Here is a 17,149-nt window from a genome sequence, read left to right on the forward strand (position 1 = left end):
CATCAGACATCTGCCTGGCAGAGTTAACGGAGATAGGAGCGGACTATCGAAATGGTGTCGTCGATTGACCTCTTCTGCGACTCATTTCGTTTGCCCGTATCGGGGAATTCCTCCCGAAGATAGCTTTCCAGAACAACCGCCATCAGGTCGTTAACGGCTCCCTGGACTGACCCCGCCCCGGTAGACGATCCTGCCCTATAGTTTGAGTATAGGAGGAGCGTATGGGCACACCACGATTTACACCTGAATTTAAGGAAGAAGCCGTCCGTCAGATAACGGAACGCGGTTATTCCGTCGCCTAAGTATCTGAGCGTCTGGGCGTCTCTGCACACCGCCTCTACAAGTGGCTACGGGCTATCAAACCTGATAACAGCGAGCAGCATGCCCGGGATTTACTGGAAGCTAAAAGCGAGATCCTGAAACTCCGGGCGCAGCTAAAACGCACCGAAGAAGAACGGGATATCCTGAAAAAGGCCGCGCGGTACTTTGCAAAGGAGCCCGACTGAAGTACCGCTTTATCAATGAGCACCGAACTGTATGGGGTGTGATGACGATGTGTCGGGTACTGAATGTCGCCCGGGCCGGGTTCTATGCGTGGCTGCATAACCCTGTCTCGGCGCGTGATAAAGATAACCAGCGCCTGCTGATGCTTATCCGCGACTCATATTCCCTGAGCGGAGGCGTATACGGTTACCGGCGGGTTCATGGCGATCTGAACGAAATCGGGGAAACCTGTGGTAGAAACCGGGTGGGTCGGATCATGCAACTGGACCGGATTAAAGCTGTGCGCGGCTATAAAGCGCCACGTCGTATCGCTGGCAGGCCTTCAGTCGTTGCTCCTAATCTCGTGCAGCGGCAGTTCACCGTTGTCCGGGCCACCCAGGTCTGGGTCACCGATATTACTTATAGTGTGCCCGGAGTTCAGGGCGGGCATGGATGCTTAAATGAACCGCGAGTCTGTCTGGAATATTGAACCGGTAACTCACGATGAGAAACCCAACAATCCCACCGGGTGTGACGGTGGAGAACCTGAGCGGCAGTGACCTGCGGCATGCCCGCAGGGTGATGTAACCCGCTGACAACGGGGATTGAGGCGAGATCACTAAGCCGAGATGATCCTCAAGGTTAAGTACTGAAAGGCTGAAGAACATGAACCCGTTAATCCGCCTCTGTGGGTTGAAAACGTCACCACGGCCTACGTGATCTGACAGGCCGTGCAGGAGGAACTGGCAGTGATACGTAAGCACTGCCGGTCGAAGGTGTTTTGACATGTATGCGAAACACCGGGGCAGCAGCGTCTATCACGCTTGCGATGCTGACTTCTGCCAACTTGCGGCAAGCAAGGATAAAGAGTGCGACGGGCAGCCTCCTCAGTATGCCTGAGTCCAGGCAGGTAAACCGGGGAAGGTCAGCGACGGATGTTAAGGGGGCATGGCTCCGATGACGCGCTGGCTGGCGGAGCTTCCGTAGTAGTCCGCGATGGGGAAAGCCCATTACATGGCGAAGGGAAGCAGTTTGAATGTGTTTGCGACGTGAATTAACTGACCTAACGAGGTGAAGACCTTTGATAATCAGCGAAATGCAACGCAAGCTTGCCACATGGGCAGCCACCGATCCGTCCCTACGGATTCAACGGCTGCTGCGTCTGATAACACAACCAGAATGGCTGGCTGAAGCGGCGCGGATCACGCTTTCATCAAAGGGGGCCCATACCCCCGGCGTTGATGGCGTGAACAAAACAATGCTACAGGCCAGACTGGCTGTTGAGCTGCAAATCCTCAGGGATGAATTACTCTCAGGCCACTACCAGCCCTTGCCCGCCAGACGGGTTTACATCCCTAAAAGCAACGGCAAACTGCGACCACTGGGTATCCCCGCGTTGCGGGATCGTATTGTTCAGCGGGCCATGCTGATGGCGATGGAGCCGATATGGGAGAGTGATTTTCATACGCTCTCATATGGCTTCCGGCCTGAGCGCAGTGTCCACCACGCGATCCGCACGGTGAAATTACAGCTCACAGACTGTGGTGAAACCCGGGGACGCTGGGTGATTGAAGGCGACCTGTCCAGTTACTTCGACACCGTACATCATCGACTGCTGATGAAGGCTGTACGCCGCAGGATCAGTGACGCACGTTTCATGACTCTGCTGTGGAAAACCATCAAGGCGGGACATATCGATGTCGGTCTCTTTCGGGCGGCCAGTGAAGGTGTACCACAGGGCGGTGTTATATCGCCGCTATTATCGAACATCATGCTGAATGAGTTCGATCAATACCTGCATGAGCGCTACCTGAGCGGGAAAGCCAGAAAAGATCGGTGGTACTGGAATAACAGTATCCAACGGGGCCGAAGTACGGCGGTCAGAGAAAACTGGCAGTGGAAACCCGCGGTGGCGTACTGCCGCTATGCCGATGATTTTGTCCTCATCGTCAAAGGCACCAAAGCACAGGCGGAAGCCATCAGGGAGGAGTGTCGGGGTGTGCTCGAAGGCAGTCTGAAACTCAGGCTGAACATGGATAAGACTAAAATCACCCATGTTAATGACGGCTTTATCTTTCTGGGGCACAGGATCATTCGCAAACGCAGTCGTTATGGCGAGATGCGAGTGGTCTCAACGATCCCGCAGGAGAAAGCCAGAAACTTCGCCGCATCGCTGACAGCACTGTTATCAGGCAACTACAGTGAAAGCAAAGTCGATATGGCTGAACAACTCAACCGAAAACTGAAAGGCTGGGCCATGTTCTATCAGTTCGTTGATTTTAAGGCCAAAGTCTTCAGTTATATCGACCGTGTCGTGTTCTGGAAGCTGGCTCACTGGCTGGCCCGCAAATACCGTACAGGTATCGCTTCCCTGATGAGGTGGTGGTGTAAATCACCGAAACCGGGTCAGAGCAAAACGTGGGTTTTATTTGGTAAAACCAATCACGGCAAGCTCAGCGGCGAAATACTGTACCGGTTGGTGGGGCAAGGCAAGAAGCTGTTCCGCTGGCGGCTACCCGAAGGTAATCCCTATCTGAGGACGGAGACCAGAAACACGTATACATCGCGCTTTACAGAAGTGGCAATGGCGTTCGCCAGCATTTAAATGGAGAGCCGGATGCGCTGAAAGGTGCACGTCCGGTTCGGGGAGGAGAGGCAGGGAAATAGTCCGACTACGCCCTGCCTCTTACTCTACTCCGCACCTGGCAGGGCTGGCTGTATCTGGCGGTGGTTATCGATCTCTTCGCCCGTAATGTGGTCGGCTGGTCGATGAAACCCACTCTCTCACGCGAACTGGCGCTCGACGCGCTGATGATGGCGGTCTGGCGCCGAAAACCAGACAGCGAGGTTATCGTACATAGCGATAGTAATAATGCCGATGTCAGTCTTTACCACCACTTAGTTTGCCGTTTAACCAGATTGGTGTGATTACTGATGCAGTGAAGACCTTCCCGCATCCTGACTCACACAGCGATCAACCTTTTGTGTCCTGCCCTGGACCCGTCGGTTGCCGGAAGCGCCTTCATGCGAGGCATCTCCTCACCGATGCGCGTGACTCAAGAAGGGCCTGACGGCTTGTCTCGTTACTGTCCTGTCCGGGTTATCTGTCTGGAGATTCAACTCTGTTTCCTCACAGGAGCTCTGTCATGGTTGATAAAGTTACCGAAGCTGCCGTTGTGGGTGGCGTGGATACACATAAAGATTTGCACGTTGCCGCTGTCGTAGATCAGAACAATAAAGTCCTTGGGACTCAGTATTTCTCCACAACACGACAAGGTTACCGGCAGATGCTGGCATGGATGACCTCGTTTGGGACATTAAAGCGAATTGGTGTTGAGTGCACAGGTACCTATGGTTCCGGTTTGCTTCGTTATTTTCAGAACGCCGGGTTAGAAGTTCTTGAGGTGACTGCTCCAGACCGGATGGAGCGACGCAAACGGGGTAAAAGTGACACAATTGATGCTGAATGTGCCGCTCATGCAGCATTCTCAGGCATCAGGACAGTTACTCCCAAAACGCGTGATGGCATGATTGAGTCCCTGCGGGTATTAAAAACTTGCCGAAAAACAGCAATATCAGCCCGCAGAGTCGCTCTCCAGATTATCCATTCAAATATTATCTCTGCCCCGGATGAATTACGTGAACAGCTCAGAAATATGACGCGCATGCAGCTCATCAGGACCCTGGGTTCCTGGAGACCTGATGCCAGTGAATACCGCAATGTAACCAACGTTTATCGCATTTCATTAAAGTCCCTTGCCCGACGCTATCTCGAGTTACATGACGAAATCGCTGATCTGGATGTCATGATTGCGGCAATTGTCGACGAGTTGGCACCTGAGCTGATTAAACGTAATGCTATCGGATACGAAAGCGCTTCACAGTTGCTGATCACTGCCGGAGACAATCCTCAACGGTTAAGATCAGAATCAGGATTTGCGGCACTGTGTGGTGTCAGCCCGGTCCCCGTTTCTTCTGGAAAAACGAACCGTTACCGACTTAATCGTGGTGGAGATCGTGCTGCAAATAGTGCACTTCACATCATCGCCATCGGACGCTTACGAACTGACGCAAAAACAAAGGAATATGTCGCCAGGCGTGTAGCCGAAGGACATACAAAAATGGAAGCGATACGCTGTCTAAAGCGATATATCTCCCGCGAAGTTTACACGTTACTGCGCAATCAAAACAGGCGGATCAACAGTATCCCGATAACAGCTTGACTCTTAGAAGGGCGTCCAGGGCAGCCAGTACGGCAGTGACGACTGGCAGCGCTTCTACCGGGCCAATAACCTGGCGCCGAGCATGAGCCGGCGTGGCAACTGCTGGGATAATGCGGTGGCCGAATCGTTCTTCAGTTCGCTGAAAAAAGAACGGATCAGAAAACGCATATATAAAACCAGGGATCTGGCCCGGGCGGATCTTCGATTACATTGAAGTCTTCTATAACCGGTCCCGGCGCCACAGCCACCTCGGCGACGTCAGTCCGGAGGCCTTCGAACAGGCCTCGTCGTGAGGACAGGATTTGTCTACAGGCGTGGGGTCAGTCCAAACTATAGGGCAGGATCGTCTACCGGGGCGGGGTCAGTCCATCAACGGCTCGGAAGTGTCTAGATTATCCGTGGCGATTCAGTTACAGTACATCTCAGGTCTGCAGGGTTCAGGCCCTGTTCAGGCCTGAAAATTAAGCACATTTTCTGAGGCTGGAAATCAACTCATGCTGACAGCCTGAGCCTGTTGGCATGGTAAGCAATGTGCTCACCAATAAAGCTGGAAATGAAATAATAGCTGTGGTCGTATCCAGTATGATATCGGAACGACGCATTGAGGTTCATCTCATTGCATACTCTCTCAAGGATTTTGGTGCGCAGTTGCTCTTCATAAAAGGCGTCACTCAGCCCCTGATCAATGAAGATTTCTGGTAATTTTTCACCCTGTAAAATGAGGCTGACTGGATCGTAGGCTTCCCACGTTTTTCTGTTTTCACCCAGGTAAGCGCTAAATGCCTGTTGCCCCCATGGCACCTGAGAAGGCGATACTATCGGGGAAAATGCTGATACGCTCACATATTCACCAGGATTTCGCAGAGCCAGCACCAGAGCACCCAGCCCTCCCATAGAATGACCGGATATAGATTTTCTTGCCGTTGCAGGAAAATGATTCATGACGACATCCGGAAGCTCTCTGAGAATATAGTCATACATCCTGTAATGAACATTCCACGGCTGTTCCGTCGCGTTCAGATAAAAACCGGCCCCCTGGCCAAGATCGTAACTGTCGGCATCCGGGACATTATTACCCCGGGGACTGGTATCCGGGACAACAACGATGACGTTATGCCGGGCTGCATAATGCTGCATACCTGATTTGGTGATGAAATTCTGCTCAGTACAGGTCAGGCCCGACAACCAGTATAGTACCGGCAGTTTTTCTGTTACTGCTTTGGGAGGAAGATACACACCGAAATTCATTTCACAATTAAGGGATTGTGAATAATGCCGGTACACGTTTTGCCAGCCGCCAGAGCTGGCATGCTGCTCAATGAGTTCCATCAGCCGTTATCTCATGGTTATTTCCCCTGACCGAAGCCAGGGGAAGTATCTTTAAATCCGGACGTCAGATAAACGTATACGCCGTGATTTTGTTACCCGCCGGATCCCGCAGGTAGGCAGCATAGGCCCCGGGAAGGTGACCACGCGGGCCAGGTTGACCTTCATCAGCTCCACCGGCGGCAAGGCCGGCAGCATGGAAAGCATCAACCTCTTCCGGGGTGGCAGCAGCGAAGCCGACAGTCACCCCGTTAGCGGAAGGTGCTTCACCGTTGCCCGGACGGGCAATGATAAATGCCGGCTTTTCGCGGCCATAGAGTACCCAGCCGTTGCCAAACGGGCCGAGGTTATTGATACCAAGCGTGCCCAGGACGACATCGTAAAATGCGGAGGATTTCTCGACATCGGCTGCGCCAATGAACACATGAGAAAAGATGCCGTCACCAGAAATTACCGGAGTTGTCATTTTCCACTTCCTTCAGTTTGAGTTGATTAAAATTCTGATGGGATCAGTAATGAATCACTGTCCGGATAGATTTGCCTTCATGCATAAGCTCGAAGGCGTCATTGATTTCATCCAGTGTCATCGTATGGGTTACAAATGGCTCAAGGTCAATATCCCCCTTCATGGCATCCTCGACCATACCGGGGAGCTGAGTGCGGCCTTTTACTCCGCCAAACGCGGAACCTTTCCATACGCGCCCGGTGACCAGCTGGAAAGGACGGGTGGAAATCTCCTGTCCGGCCCCTGCGACACCAATGACAACGGACTGCCCCCACCCACGGTGAGCACTTTCCAGCGCTGCACGCATGACGTTAACGTTACCGATACATTCAAAGGTATGGTCAATACCCCACTTGTTGATATCCAGCAGAACATCTTTAATCGGTTTGTCATAATCATTCGGGTTAATGCAGTCAGTGGCCCCGAACTGACGGGCCAGGTCAAATTTTGTCGGATTAGTATCGATAGCGATAATACGTCCCGCTTTTGCCTGACGGGCCCCCTGTACCGCAGCCAGACCAATTGCCCCCAGACCAAAAATGGCAACTGAATCGCCCGGCTGCACTTTAGCCGTGTTATGGACGGCGCCAATACCGGTAGTCACGCCACAACCCAACAGGCAGACGTGTTCATGGTTCGCCTCCGGGTTAATTTTTGCCAGAGAAACCTCGGCCACAACGGTGTATTCACTGAATGTGGAACATCCCATGTAGTGGTAAAGAGGCTGACCGTTGTATGAAAAGCGAGTGGTCCCGTCAGGCATCAGTCCTTTGCCCTGAGTCTCGCGAACCGATACACAGAGGTTCGTTTTACCGGACTGGCAGAATTCACACTCCCCGCATTCAGCGGTGTAGAGCGGAATAACATGGTCACCCGGCTTCACACTGGTGACGCCTTCACCAACTTCAACGACGATACCGGCTCCCTCGTGGCCGAGAACCACCGGGAAAACGCCCTCAGGGTCATTCCCTGAGAGGGTAAAGGCATCGGTATGGCAGACACCTGTGTGGGTGTTTTTAATCAGCACCTCGCCTTTTTTAGGCGGAGCAACATCAATTTCAACAATCTCCAGGGGCTTCCCTGGTGCAAATGCAACAGCGGCACGTGATTTCATACGTAATATATCCTCAATGTAATAATGGCCTCACCTATTTAAGATAGGCACGAACCAGCTCAATCGTATCGTCAACTGATTTACTGACTTCATGACTGTAGCTGTCATTCTGGTCAAAGGTTTCCCGTATGTGGCTCTCCAGCACCTCTGCCATCAGTCCGTTAGCGGCGCCCCGGACGGCGGCGATTTGCTGGAGAACGGAACGGCATTCAGCGCCACTTTCAAGTGCTCTTTCCAGAGCATCAATCTGACCCCGGATACGGCGAACCCGGGTTAGGACCTTTTTTTTCTCTTCAGGAGTACTGGGCATTGCTTACCTCACTGCTCTGTATTTCTTATACTATAGGGGAGTATTACATTAAGATCAACACATACCCCACTATAGTATAATAAATATATCAGAGCACCGGTAATGACTCCAACTTACTGATAGTGTTTTATGTTCAGATAATGCCCGATGACTTTGTCATGCAGCTCCACCGATTTTGAGAACGACAGTGACTTCCTGCCCAGCCTTGCCAGATGCTGCCTCAGATTCAGGTTATGCCGCTCAATGCGCTGCGTATATCGCTTGCTGATAACGTGCAGTTCTCCCTTCAGGCGTGATTCATAAAGCGGCCAGCCATCCGTCATCCATACCACGACCTCAAAGGCCGACAGCAGGCCCAGAAGACGCTCCAGCGTGACCAACGTGCGTTCACCGAATACGTGCGCCACAACCGTCCTCCGTATCCTGTCATACGCGTAAAACAACCAGCGCTGGCGTGATTTAGCGCCGACGTAACCCCACTGTTCGTCCATTTCCGCGCAAACAATGACGTCACTGCCCGGTTGTATGCGTGAGTTTACCGACTGCGGCCTGAGTTTTTTAAGTGTCGTAAAATCGTGTTGAGGCCAACGCCCATAATGCGTGCACTGGCGCGACATCCGACGCCATTCATGGCCATATCAATAATTTTCTGGTGTGTACCGGGCTGAGAGACGGTGTAAGTGAACTGTAGCTGCCATGTTTTACGGCAGTGAGAGCAGAGATAGCGCTGATGTCCGGCAGTACTTTTACCGTTACGCACCACGCCTTCAGTAGCTGAACAGGAGGGACAGCTGATAGAAACAGAAGCCACTGGAGCACCTCAAAAACACCATCATACACTAAATCAGTAAGTTGGCACCATTACCCGAATTACCAGCGTCTGCTCTTGGCACGGAGCGGACCTATTTACTGAGCCGAAGGTCCGCTCAGACTAACTCATTAAAGCCTGGTTGTTTTATCGCATCATCAGCCGTGTTCTGAAGCATTAGCTATGTATCTTCAGGGATGCTGATTTTCCCTCTGCACCAGATAAACCAGAATACAGTTTGATGTCGGTCAAAAAAGACAGCTTTAAGTGCATGAAATGAATAATGTTTCTTGAATGCTGGCAAAGCACTGGGATAGTAGTGTTGATTATTAGACGATCGGTCAATATTATTTATTGACGACTTAATGACTGAACGGTAAACGCCCGGACAAACGAGGTGAACGTGTTTAAATCTTTATTAATCAACAAAACAGATGGACGCTATAGTGCGCAACTTGCTGAAATCGCTGAAAGTGAACTACCGCAGGGGGATGTGGAGGTCAATGTTGACTATTCATCCATCAACTACAAAGACGCACTGGCCATTACGGGCCGGGGCCCAATCGTCCGACGCTTTCCCATGGTGCCCGGCATTGATTTTACCGGTACAGTGTCCGCCAGTTCACATCCCGAATATCAGGCCGGAGATAAGGTTCTCCTGACCGGCTGGGGTGTTGGGGAAAAACACTGGGGCGGACTATCCGAAAAAGCACGGGTAAATGGAGACTGGCTGACGCCGCTCCCGGCTGGCGCTAACGGCAAACACGTAATGGCAATCGGAACAGCTGGGTTTACCGCGATGCTGTGCGTAGACGCACTTCTGAATCATGGTATTAAGCCTGAAGATGGTCCGGTACTTGTTACCGGTGCCAGCGGCGGCGTCGGGAGCATTGCGGCCATGATCCTTGCATCAATGGGGTACCGCGTTACGGCGTCTACTGGACGCCCGGAAGAGGCTGCCTGGCTCTATAAAACGGTCGGTGTGGACGAGATTATTAACCGTTCCGAGCTCTCCTGTCCCGGAAAACCGTTACAGAAAGAACGCTGGGCTGCCGCCATTGATACAGTCGGTAGCCATACGCTCTGCAATGTATGCGCCGGGGTGCGTTATGGCAGTATTGTTGCAGCCTGCGGCATGGCACAGGGGATGGAACTAATGGGGAATGTGGCTCCGTTTATCCTGCGTGGCGTCACGCTGAAAGGGATTGACAGTGTCATGTTCGCGAAGGAAAAAAGAGCGGCGATCTGGCAGCAGGCGGTACAGTATTTACCGGAGTCCAGACTGGATAGCCTGACCACCGTTTATCCGCTGAGTGATGCCATCAATGTGGCCGAAAAACTTCTGAGTGGCGGAATTCGTGGCCGGGCAGTAATTCAGTGTAGCTAATGAAGTGGAAGCCAGGCTCAGCCTGGGTTTGATAATTATTATCAGGGGCTGCGGCCCCTTTTTTACTTTTCAACAGCCGTGTCCTTAGAGGGCTGATAGCGTACTGACTTTTTGAAATAGCTCCAGAAGTCGTACACAGGCTGGGTTGAGCAATAAAGTTTGGCACGCATTACGGCACCCTCCCAACTGCTCCAGAAAATGGCCGCCAGTTGCGTATTATTCATATCGGAACGGATTTCGCCCGAAGATAACGCGTCGGACAGACAGCACGCCACAAGCGCCTGCCAGCGCTCAAGTATTTCGTGGAGCTGTTTGATAAAGGACAGTGGAAGACCCGGACTCTCCTGCATCATATTGCCAACCAGACAGCCCCGGGTGAAATTGTACTTTTTAATGCCGTCGCAGGCATCGTCGATGAAATTTTCCAGACGCATCATTGGTGTGAAGGATGATTCATACAGATGTTTTTGGAGTTTATGCACAAAGAAACTGTCATAGGCGCTCAGAACAGTCTGGGCATACTCTTCTTTGCTCTTGAAATAGTAATAAAATGAGCCTTTAGGAACACTGGCATTTTTGACAATGGCATCGACTCCCGTTGAAAGAAAACCATTCTGCGTGAGCAGTTCAAGCCCGCTTCGGATCAGGTCATTACGGGTATCTGTATAGGTACTCTCTGTTTTTCGTGGCCTGCCTCGCCCACGAATTTCGCCAGTCATGACTTTGCTCCTGCATTTTATTAACGGAAAAGAATAAGTGATTTTGCGCGGAGGCTTCAATCAGTTTATCCCCGGCGGTGACGAGGTGGCCACCTATGCCGACTGGACAGGGGACTGACTATTGCCATAACGCCATCGCAGGTTGCTTCAGTAAACCTGCTAATCCCGTACAATGGCGAATTCGCTATATCCGCTTCTCGCACTTAGCTGCCATAAATCGGCCAGGCAATCACAGGTCATTTCTGTCTCGCAAAGAAGGTGCCGTTTCTGCTTTGCGTTGACACCCCTAAATATTAGAATTAAAAGGAGAGAGTTACTGGAAAAAGGCAGCGGAGGCAGTGACAATCGTGGCTTGAAGCCACTACTCGATGGATGCGGACATGTAGTTGGCGTCATTCGACAAAACTAGCAAACTTCTAATAGTCACCATTTCTCCCGTCTGGCGGGAGTGCTGTCAAATGCCCCCCTCATCTCTGTGTGGGAAATGAAGGGTGAAGGGGAAATAGATGACAGCGTTATTTCTACGCCCAGAATACTGAATACCTTGTACAGACGATCAATACTGGCGCTAGCAGGGTTTGCTTCCAGGCGGGCATAGGTTTGCTGCGTTACGCCAAGCCTCTCAGACACATCTTTTTGCGTGAAGCCCTTGATTTTGCGAAACCCGATTAGCACAGGTCTGAGCTGGTTCAGCGTTTTTATCGGGAACTGATTATTCATAAGTGACCTGCCTCGCAGACTGAGTAGGGAGTACCGCCCTGTAATACAGCAGGTAAGGTGTATTTTGTGTTATACAGACTATAGGCTGTAAAACCTTTATTGAAAAGATGCTGATGTTCCAGGGGCATGCCGAGCATGGACGATTTTCTGCGGGGCGGTATTTCGCTACGGGGGAGATTGCGTTCGGGCAATGTACCGGTGTAAAAAACGTCAATTTTTCAAAACCGCTGTTATCGGGATAAGCTGAAAACTCCGAAGGCAGACACAGCCACGAATAATGTCAGACTTAAACTCTGTAGCTGTCTTCTTTTGCCTGTAAATAACGTCTAGTTTGACTCTGATGAAGGCTGTACCAGGCAGAGAACATGTCACTCTCGGGGCCGGATGATAAAATGTGTTCAACTGGCTGGGCAGGGTAATAGCGAAGAACGTTCTCTGAAATTCGATTCAGCTCAGCGTAACGTGCGCTGTAGGTATGTATAATCCATTGCATCAATTTTGCATCCGTATTATTCGCAGATTACACACAAGAAGCTTAACAATGGCTGAAAGAGTGAGCAGGGATATGTAACAAAAACAAGGGCTTCAAGATGAACTGGATAAAACCGGAGCAGAGCAAGCCCTGTTCCGGTTTGTCAGGCTTTGGAATTTCTTCCAGGCCCCTGCAGCTAGTCACAACAAACACATTAATGTTTTCATTGCTTCAATTCAATATTATTGTGTGAAAGGGATTCCATCGAAATCGGCTTATGCATGCTTAAAACTAAACTGCCCCGGCTGCAGTCATTTGGTTGCTGTGGGCTCTGTACTGTGTCTAATAGTGAAAGAATCTTACGTTATAACGAAGGAAATTGCTGAATGACTCTACGATTGCAGACGGAATCACCCGCTGACCAGGATATGTTTAGAGGCAGCAGTCATGAAAAAGTTGCAGAGAATGTGGCTCAGATCATCAGGACACCTGATGTCAATATTATTGGTCTGGAAGGTGAGCTGGGTTCAGGTAAGTCAACAATATTGAAGTTCCTGCAGAAAAAGCTTAAAGATGATTTTACGTTCATTAACTTTGATGCAGAACGTTACCATCATGGCTCAACTAAAAAAGCGCTTATCGATGTCATCCACCACGGGGTCAGCCTACAATGTCCGGGCTCCCGGGATGTGTTGGATAAGTATAAAAATCTGGCTCTGGGTAACATCGTTGAATACGACAAGAGGGTCAGCAGCAGGCTAAGCTGGTTGACCGTCGTTTTTATTTTACTGTCATTGCTTTCCGTGCAGATGCTTCGTTATGTGCTAACAGACCTTAATCAATATTTTACTAACAATGATCTTACCCACGAATAGTGGACACACGACTAAGTGAGTAAACTCTTAACCAGAGGTGACTCATGACAAAACCAGCATCAACCAGTAAGAAGCCCCGCAAACAGTACACGCCTGAATTCCGCAACGAAGCCCTGAAGCTTGCGGAACGTATCGGTGTTGCTGCCGCTGCCCGGGAACTCAGCCTGTACGAATCCCAGCTCTACGCATGGCGCAGTAAGATTAACAATGCCCGCAGCTCTTCCGAACGTGAGCAGGAAATGTCCGTTGAAATTGCCCGTCTTAAGCGCCAACTGGCGGAACAGGCAGAGGAGCTGGCCATTCTCCAAAAGGCCGCGACATACTTCGCGAAGCGCCTGAAATGAAGTATGTCTTTATTGAAAAACATCGGGCTGAGTTCAGCGTCAAAGCCATATGCCGGGTACTGCGGGTCGCCCGTAGCGGCTGGTATGCGTGGCGTCTGCGTCGTCAGCAGATAACACCACGTCAGCAGTTCCGGCTCGTCTGTGATACTGCTGTCCGTCAGGCATTCACTGAGGCAAAACAGCGTTATGGTGCGCCTCGTCTCGCTGACGAACTGCCTGAGTACAACGTCAAAACCATTGCCGCCAGCCTGCGGCGTCAGGGGCTTCGCGCAAAAGCGGCCCGGAAGTTCAGCCCGGTCCGATACCGCGAACATGGCCTGCCGGTGTCTGAAAATCTGCTGAAACAGGATTTTTACGCGAGTGGCCCGAATCAGAAGTGGGCGGGTGACATCACGTACTTGCGCACGGACGAAGGCTGGTTGTACCTGGCGGTGGTCATTGACCTGTGGTCCCGTGCTGTCATCGGCTGGTCGATGTCGTCGCGGATGACAGCGCAGCTGGCCTGCGATGCGCTACAGATGGCACTCTGGCGACGTAAGCGCCCGGAAAATGTCATCGTGCATACGGACAGAGGCGGGCAGTACTGTTCGGCAGACTATCTGGCGTTACTGAAGCGGCATAATCTGCACGGTAGCATGAGTGCCAAAGGATGTTGTTACGACAATGCCTGCGCGGAAAGCTTCTTCCACTCGCTGAAGGTGGAATGTATCCACGGGGAACGCCTTATCAGCCGGGAAATCATGCGGATGACGGTGTTTAATTATATCGAGTGTGATTACAATCGGTGGCGCCGACACAGTGCCTGTGGCGGACTCAGTCCCGAACAATTTGATAACCAGAACCTCGCTTAGGGCCGTGTCCACATTACGTGGGTAGGATCACAAGGAGTCATTATTAGGGTGGCTTTTTTATGTTGAGGTGGCCGCGTTTCTTTCTCCTGCCATTATGGTCGCAGGACTGGCATGCCTGCAGAACATGGAATGGTACAGAAAGAAAGGGTATTCGAGTATTGGTGATTTGTTCAAACGCAACAGTACTGACAGGATTGAAGAGACTTGGCTAGTTAATAAGGAGGTCGGAGCTATTGAGCTGGCTGAAGCTCTGCAGGGATTTACCTCCAAAGAGGTCATTTCCCATGGAGATCGCTTCATCCTTATCATTGATAATCTGGACCGAATCAGTGCAGACAAAGTGAAAGAGCTCTGGAGTGATATGGAGCTTATTGCCGGAGCCACTCATGAACACTTCAGGATAGTGGTGCCCTATTCGGCAAGACAGGTTTCAGCCTCACTTTCTGTGGCGGGTTTCAGCGGGCGTGAGTTTATTGCAAAGCGGATTCCTGTAAGTTTTCAGGTTCCTCCTCTTATTTCGGCAGGATGGCAGGAAGCGTTAAGGCAGTACTGGAAAGAAACAGTAAATGAGGATGCAGGGATAGCGTGCCGGGAAGCAACGGTGTTGCTTGAGCGCTGGAAACCCTCTGAGTATCCTCGTATCACACCGCGATTAATGAAGAAGTTTGTTAATGATATTCATATTCTGAACCTTACCGTTCCTGCAACAGAAGATCATCGCCATATTCTTATTGCTCTCTACTTACTGGTGGTCAGATACGGGGAGCGAGATATTAAAGTATTACTTCGCGATCCCAAAGCTAGTCAGACCGAACCCGGTATTGCTCCGGATGATTTTGACGAGATGCTCTCGCTAACTTATCAACAAATATCCCGAATTTTTAATAACGATACAGAAAGATGGAGCGAATTTCTGATGAGCATCCACTATCAGTCCACGGTGGAGCTTGCCAGGAGCGAGTTGCTTGATACGCCTCTTAAAGACGCGATTGGTGCTATAAATATCCCACGGCTTGAAGAACTGACGGCCTTGTGGGGTTTCGCTGAAGCATGGCAGCGAGTGGCACCACATATTCAGATGCGAGACTGGCTGGTTTCTTATAGCCGGATGGATGAGAAGTGTCAGGCTCTCGCCGAACCGCAACTCAAAGTCGCAGTGCAAATGCTGAATCAGAGTTATGCTGTTTCACTCAGAGAAAAGAATGATGAAGGTTTCGTATTGAGTCTGCAGAAACTGATGGCTGACGGGCGGATAAGCCTAGAGCCTTTCGTCGAAAGGCAAATATCGTTTATTGTGAGTAAACTTGATGAAATTCAGGATTCAGAAAAATTGGAGGCTGAATCCACGCAGACGTTGCTGCAGGAAGCTGATTCATACTCTGTTCTGGCCGGTGAATCACTACTGAATAAAATGGAGAATTTTGTAGATGGCGTATTTTATGTGGAATACCTTGTCAATAATGAAGAGACCTTGTCAAACCTGAAAATTGGCACACTAGATATCGGAAATCACGGTCGGGAGGAGATGTTACGCTATGGAGCTGAGCAACCTCAGATAGACCTTTTTAATCCGGGAATTATCCGGCATATCAATATTGCATCGAAGGCGGTACAGAACGTAATTGGAAAGAATGATGGTACAGGTGGGGCTCAGGTTAGCTCTGCAATAATGACGCTTAAAAATCGTCAGGTTGTTGAGGACGTTATCCATTTCAGAAAAATTGTTCTGAGCCCGGACTGGAATAATAATGTTTTAAATCAATATTATCTTAATAATACGGCGACGAGGAATCTCTTCCCTGCGGAATTTGCTGCACAGGCTGTTGCTCACATGGTGCTCCATGGTAACTATGCCGGTATCGAGTCGTACAGTGAACATATTGGTGAGGAACGGTTTGACCTGGCTTTGGCTGCATATCTTCGTTATCTACGTACTGCCGAGAGTATCTTTATAGCACTTAAGGATAAAAATGTTCTGCCGTACATCAAAAATGCTGTTGGCAGGATTGTTGATTTAGGTCTTCTGGTGAATATACCTGTCCTGAGCTTTGTTAAAGGTCAGTATGACGTCATCAAAGAAGCTACAAATGCAACCTCTCTTTTAATATTTGTGCGAGAGCGTCAAAAAGCACTGTCAGAGAAAATAATTGAGTCTGATGTGAATGCTATGGGTCCAGTATTTCTCCATGACGTATATCAGTCAGGTGAGCAGTTTGATATTTTGAAGAAAAAGCTGAACGCCCTGGCATGTGGAGTATTTAGTTCTTCTGAAAGGCTTATTGAGTGTTTTACGGTTCTTCCTGTGAACATGCGCTTTATCCTTGAACAAATGCAACTTCAGGGGCAGCATATCCGGATGGAAGGTAGTGTGGGTATCTTTGCATCATGGTTCCGTGATGCAGAGCCAGACGTTGTCACAAATGCCGAGAACATTCATTTCCTGTGGTCTTGCCTCGACGATACCCAGAGAGAGACTGTACTTGATGAGTTGCACGATGTCTTACTTGAAAGACATATTCGTATTGACAGCCGTATTGCGATTATTACCCGTTTTCATAATGAGTTGTCGTTTATTGAACCTGAGAAGGCCGTTGAACGCAGGGCTATTGCGGCGCTGTTTAGCGCTTCTGTTGATAATGTATTATTGTCTCAATGGCTTGACCGTCAGACGTTTTCATTTTCATCATGGTCTCCGGAGGACGCCCGTACGGCAACGAGTTGTATAATGAATAACTCGGAGATTTTTCCTCTCATCTGCAGGAATTCACAGTATATTAAAAACAGAATGTTACCAGAGAAAGCGGACGTTACAGAAGATAGTGATACGTTTCCGGACTGAGTTCGTTCTTTAAATCCTATACCTGAAGACCACAGCGGTGGTCTTTGGGAGTTTTTTTATTGCCTGATATACATTAAGCATGTTATATCTTGCTAAGAAATAATCATTCAGGGATTAATCATAACTACTGAAGTTATGTCTGTCTCTTATACACATCTGACGCTGCCGACGAA

The 17,149-nt window shown here is 50.1% G+C and carries 13 protein-coding genes and 3 pseudogenes; 9 read left to right on the top strand and 7 right to left on the bottom strand.

Going from position 1 to position 17,149, the window contains the following annotated elements; genetic code table 11:
- Positions 1–221 precede the first annotated feature (221 nt).
- From ACNQ0W_RS16640 to ACNQ0W_RS16660, 5 genes and pseudogenes are all read left to right on the top strand, one after another.
- Positions 222–907, top strand: a pseudogene (locus ACNQ0W_RS16640) (IS3 family transposase); the annotation flags it as partial.
- Positions 908–1,579: 672 nt separating this feature from the next.
- Positions 1,580–3,088: a group II intron reverse transcriptase/maturase gene (gene ltrA / locus ACNQ0W_RS16645; protein WP_001189111.1), complete on the top strand. Its 1,509-nt coding sequence runs from the start codon at positions 1,580–1,582 to the stop codon at positions 3,086–3,088.
- An 80-nt stretch (positions 3,089–3,168) separates the two neighbouring features.
- Positions 3,169–3,405 (top strand): annotated as a pseudogene (locus tag ACNQ0W_RS16650) (DDE-type integrase/transposase/recombinase); the annotation flags it as partial.
- Between the two features lie 224 nt (positions 3,406–3,629).
- Entirely contained in the window at positions 3,630–4,706 is a 1,077-nt protein-coding gene (locus ACNQ0W_RS16655) for an IS110 family transposase (RefSeq protein WP_000227969.1), read from the top strand.
- A gap of 16 nt (positions 4,707–4,722) precedes the next feature.
- Positions 4,723–4,999 (top strand): annotated as a pseudogene (locus ACNQ0W_RS16660) (IS3 family transposase); the annotation flags it as partial.
- A gap of 199 nt (positions 5,000–5,198) precedes the next feature.
- Here ACNQ0W_RS16660 and fghA read toward each other — a convergent pair.
- The 5 genes from fghA to ACNQ0W_RS16685 all read right to left on the bottom strand — a co-directional run bounded on the left by fghA (position 5,199) and on the right by ACNQ0W_RS16685 (position 8,772).
- Positions 5,199–6,035: an S-formylglutathione hydrolase gene (gene fghA, locus ACNQ0W_RS16665; RefSeq protein ID WP_012561110.1), complete on the bottom strand. Its 837-nt coding sequence runs from the start codon at positions 6,033–6,035 to the stop codon at positions 5,199–5,201.
- A gap of 64 nt (positions 6,036–6,099) precedes the next feature.
- On the bottom strand, positions 6,100–6,498 hold the full coding sequence (locus ACNQ0W_RS16670) for a VOC family protein (protein ID WP_012561111.1): 399 nt from the start codon (positions 6,496–6,498) through the stop codon (positions 6,100–6,102).
- A 43-nt stretch (positions 6,499–6,541) separates the two neighbouring features.
- A complete protein-coding gene (frmA, locus tag ACNQ0W_RS16675; protein WP_017384070.1) occupies positions 6,542–7,651 on the bottom strand; it encodes an S-(hydroxymethyl)glutathione dehydrogenase in 1,110 nt (369 codons plus the stop codon).
- Between the two features lie 34 nt (positions 7,652–7,685).
- Complete coding sequence (gene frmR / locus ACNQ0W_RS16680) at positions 7,686–7,961, bottom strand: formaldehyde-responsive transcriptional repressor FrmR (RefSeq protein ID WP_017384071.1); 276 nt, start codon at positions 7,959–7,961, stop codon at positions 7,686–7,688.
- A gap of 113 nt (positions 7,962–8,074) precedes the next feature.
- Positions 8,075–8,772, bottom strand: a protein-coding gene (locus ACNQ0W_RS16685) for an IS1 family transposase (RefSeq protein WP_223195083.1) whose coding sequence is annotated in 2 segments (ribosomal slippage) — positions 8,075–8,523 and positions 8,523–8,772 — 699 coding nt in all. Because the reading frame shifts where the segments join, the coding sequence is not laid out codon by codon here.
- A gap of 400 nt (positions 8,773–9,172) precedes the next feature.
- Between ACNQ0W_RS16685 and ACNQ0W_RS16690 the strand changes: the two genes are divergently transcribed.
- Positions 9,173–10,156: an MDR family oxidoreductase gene (locus ACNQ0W_RS16690; RefSeq protein ID WP_023280857.1), complete on the top strand. Its 984-nt coding sequence runs from the start codon at positions 9,173–9,175 to the stop codon at positions 10,154–10,156.
- Positions 10,157–10,218: 62 nt separating this feature from the next.
- On the opposite strand, the gene ACNQ0W_RS16695 is transcribed toward ACNQ0W_RS16690, so the two are convergent.
- Both ACNQ0W_RS16695 and ACNQ0W_RS16700 read right to left on the bottom strand, forming a co-directional pair.
- Complete coding sequence (locus tag ACNQ0W_RS16695) at positions 10,219–10,875, bottom strand: TetR/AcrR family transcriptional regulator (RefSeq protein WP_023280966.1); 657 nt, start codon at positions 10,873–10,875, stop codon at positions 10,219–10,221.
- Positions 10,876–11,298: 423 nt separating this feature from the next.
- Positions 11,299–11,595: a helix-turn-helix transcriptional regulator gene (locus ACNQ0W_RS16700; RefSeq protein WP_017384073.1), complete on the bottom strand. Its 297-nt coding sequence runs from the start codon at positions 11,593–11,595 to the stop codon at positions 11,299–11,301.
- Between the two features lie 858 nt (positions 11,596–12,453).
- Between ACNQ0W_RS16700 and ACNQ0W_RS16705 the strand changes: the two genes are divergently transcribed.
- The 3 genes from ACNQ0W_RS16705 to ACNQ0W_RS16715 all read left to right on the top strand — a co-directional run bounded on the left by ACNQ0W_RS16705 (position 12,454) and on the right by ACNQ0W_RS16715 (position 16,976).
- Positions 12,454–12,942: a P-loop NTPase fold protein gene (locus tag ACNQ0W_RS16705; RefSeq protein WP_023280967.1), complete on the top strand. Its 489-nt coding sequence runs from the start codon at positions 12,454–12,456 to the stop codon at positions 12,940–12,942.
- A 44-nt stretch (positions 12,943–12,986) separates the two neighbouring features.
- Positions 12,987–14,137, top strand: a protein-coding gene (locus ACNQ0W_RS16710; RefSeq protein ID WP_116329918.1) for an IS3 family transposase whose coding sequence is annotated in 2 segments (ribosomal slippage) — positions 12,987–13,245 and positions 13,245–14,137 — 1,152 coding nt in all. Because the reading frame shifts where the segments join, the coding sequence is not laid out codon by codon here.
- A gap of 124 nt (positions 14,138–14,261) precedes the next feature.
- Complete coding sequence (locus ACNQ0W_RS16715; RefSeq protein WP_157843391.1) at positions 14,262–16,976, top strand: P-loop NTPase fold protein; 2,715 nt, start codon at positions 14,262–14,264, stop codon at positions 16,974–16,976.
- Positions 16,977–17,149 lie beyond the last annotated feature (173 nt).

Source organism: Enterobacter cloacae complex sp. 6730903 (assembly GCF_048283985.1).
Lineage (GTDB): Bacteria > Pseudomonadota > Gammaproteobacteria > Enterobacterales > Enterobacteriaceae > Enterobacter > Enterobacter hormaechei_C.

Bases quoted from the DNA above. Each gene is read 5' to 3' on its own strand.
- ltrA (WP_001189111.1), top strand. From the start codon at position 1,580: ATGCAACGCAAGCTTGCCACATGGGCAGCCACCGATCCGTCCCTACGG.
- ACNQ0W_RS16655 (WP_000227969.1), top strand. From the start codon at position 3,630: ATGGTTGATAAAGTTACCGAAGCTGCCGTTGTGGGTGGCGTGGATACA.
- fghA (WP_012561110.1), bottom strand. From the start codon at position 6,035: ATGGAACTCATTGAGCAGCATGCCAGCTCTGGCGGCTGGCAAAACGTG.
- ACNQ0W_RS16670 (WP_012561111.1), bottom strand. From the start codon at position 6,498: ATGACAACTCCGGTAATTTCTGGTGACGGCATCTTTTCTCATGTGTTC.
- frmA (WP_017384070.1), bottom strand. From the start codon at position 7,651: ATGAAATCACGTGCCGCTGTTGCATTTGCACCAGGGAAGCCCCTGGAG.
- frmR (WP_017384071.1), bottom strand. From the start codon at position 7,961: ATGCCCAGTACTCCTGAAGAGAAAAAAAAGGTCCTAACCCGGGTTCGC.
- ACNQ0W_RS16695 (WP_023280966.1), bottom strand. From the start codon at position 10,875: ATGACTGGCGAAATTCGTGGGCGAGGCAGGCCACGAAAAACAGAGAGT.
- ACNQ0W_RS16700 (WP_017384073.1), bottom strand. From the start codon at position 11,595: ATGAATAATCAGTTCCCGATAAAAACGCTGAACCAGCTCAGACCTGTG.
- ACNQ0W_RS16705 (WP_023280967.1), top strand. From the start codon at position 12,454: ATGACTCTACGATTGCAGACGGAATCACCCGCTGACCAGGATATGTTT.
- ACNQ0W_RS16715 (WP_157843391.1), top strand. From the start codon at position 14,262: ATGGAATGGTACAGAAAGAAAGGGTATTCGAGTATTGGTGATTTGTTC.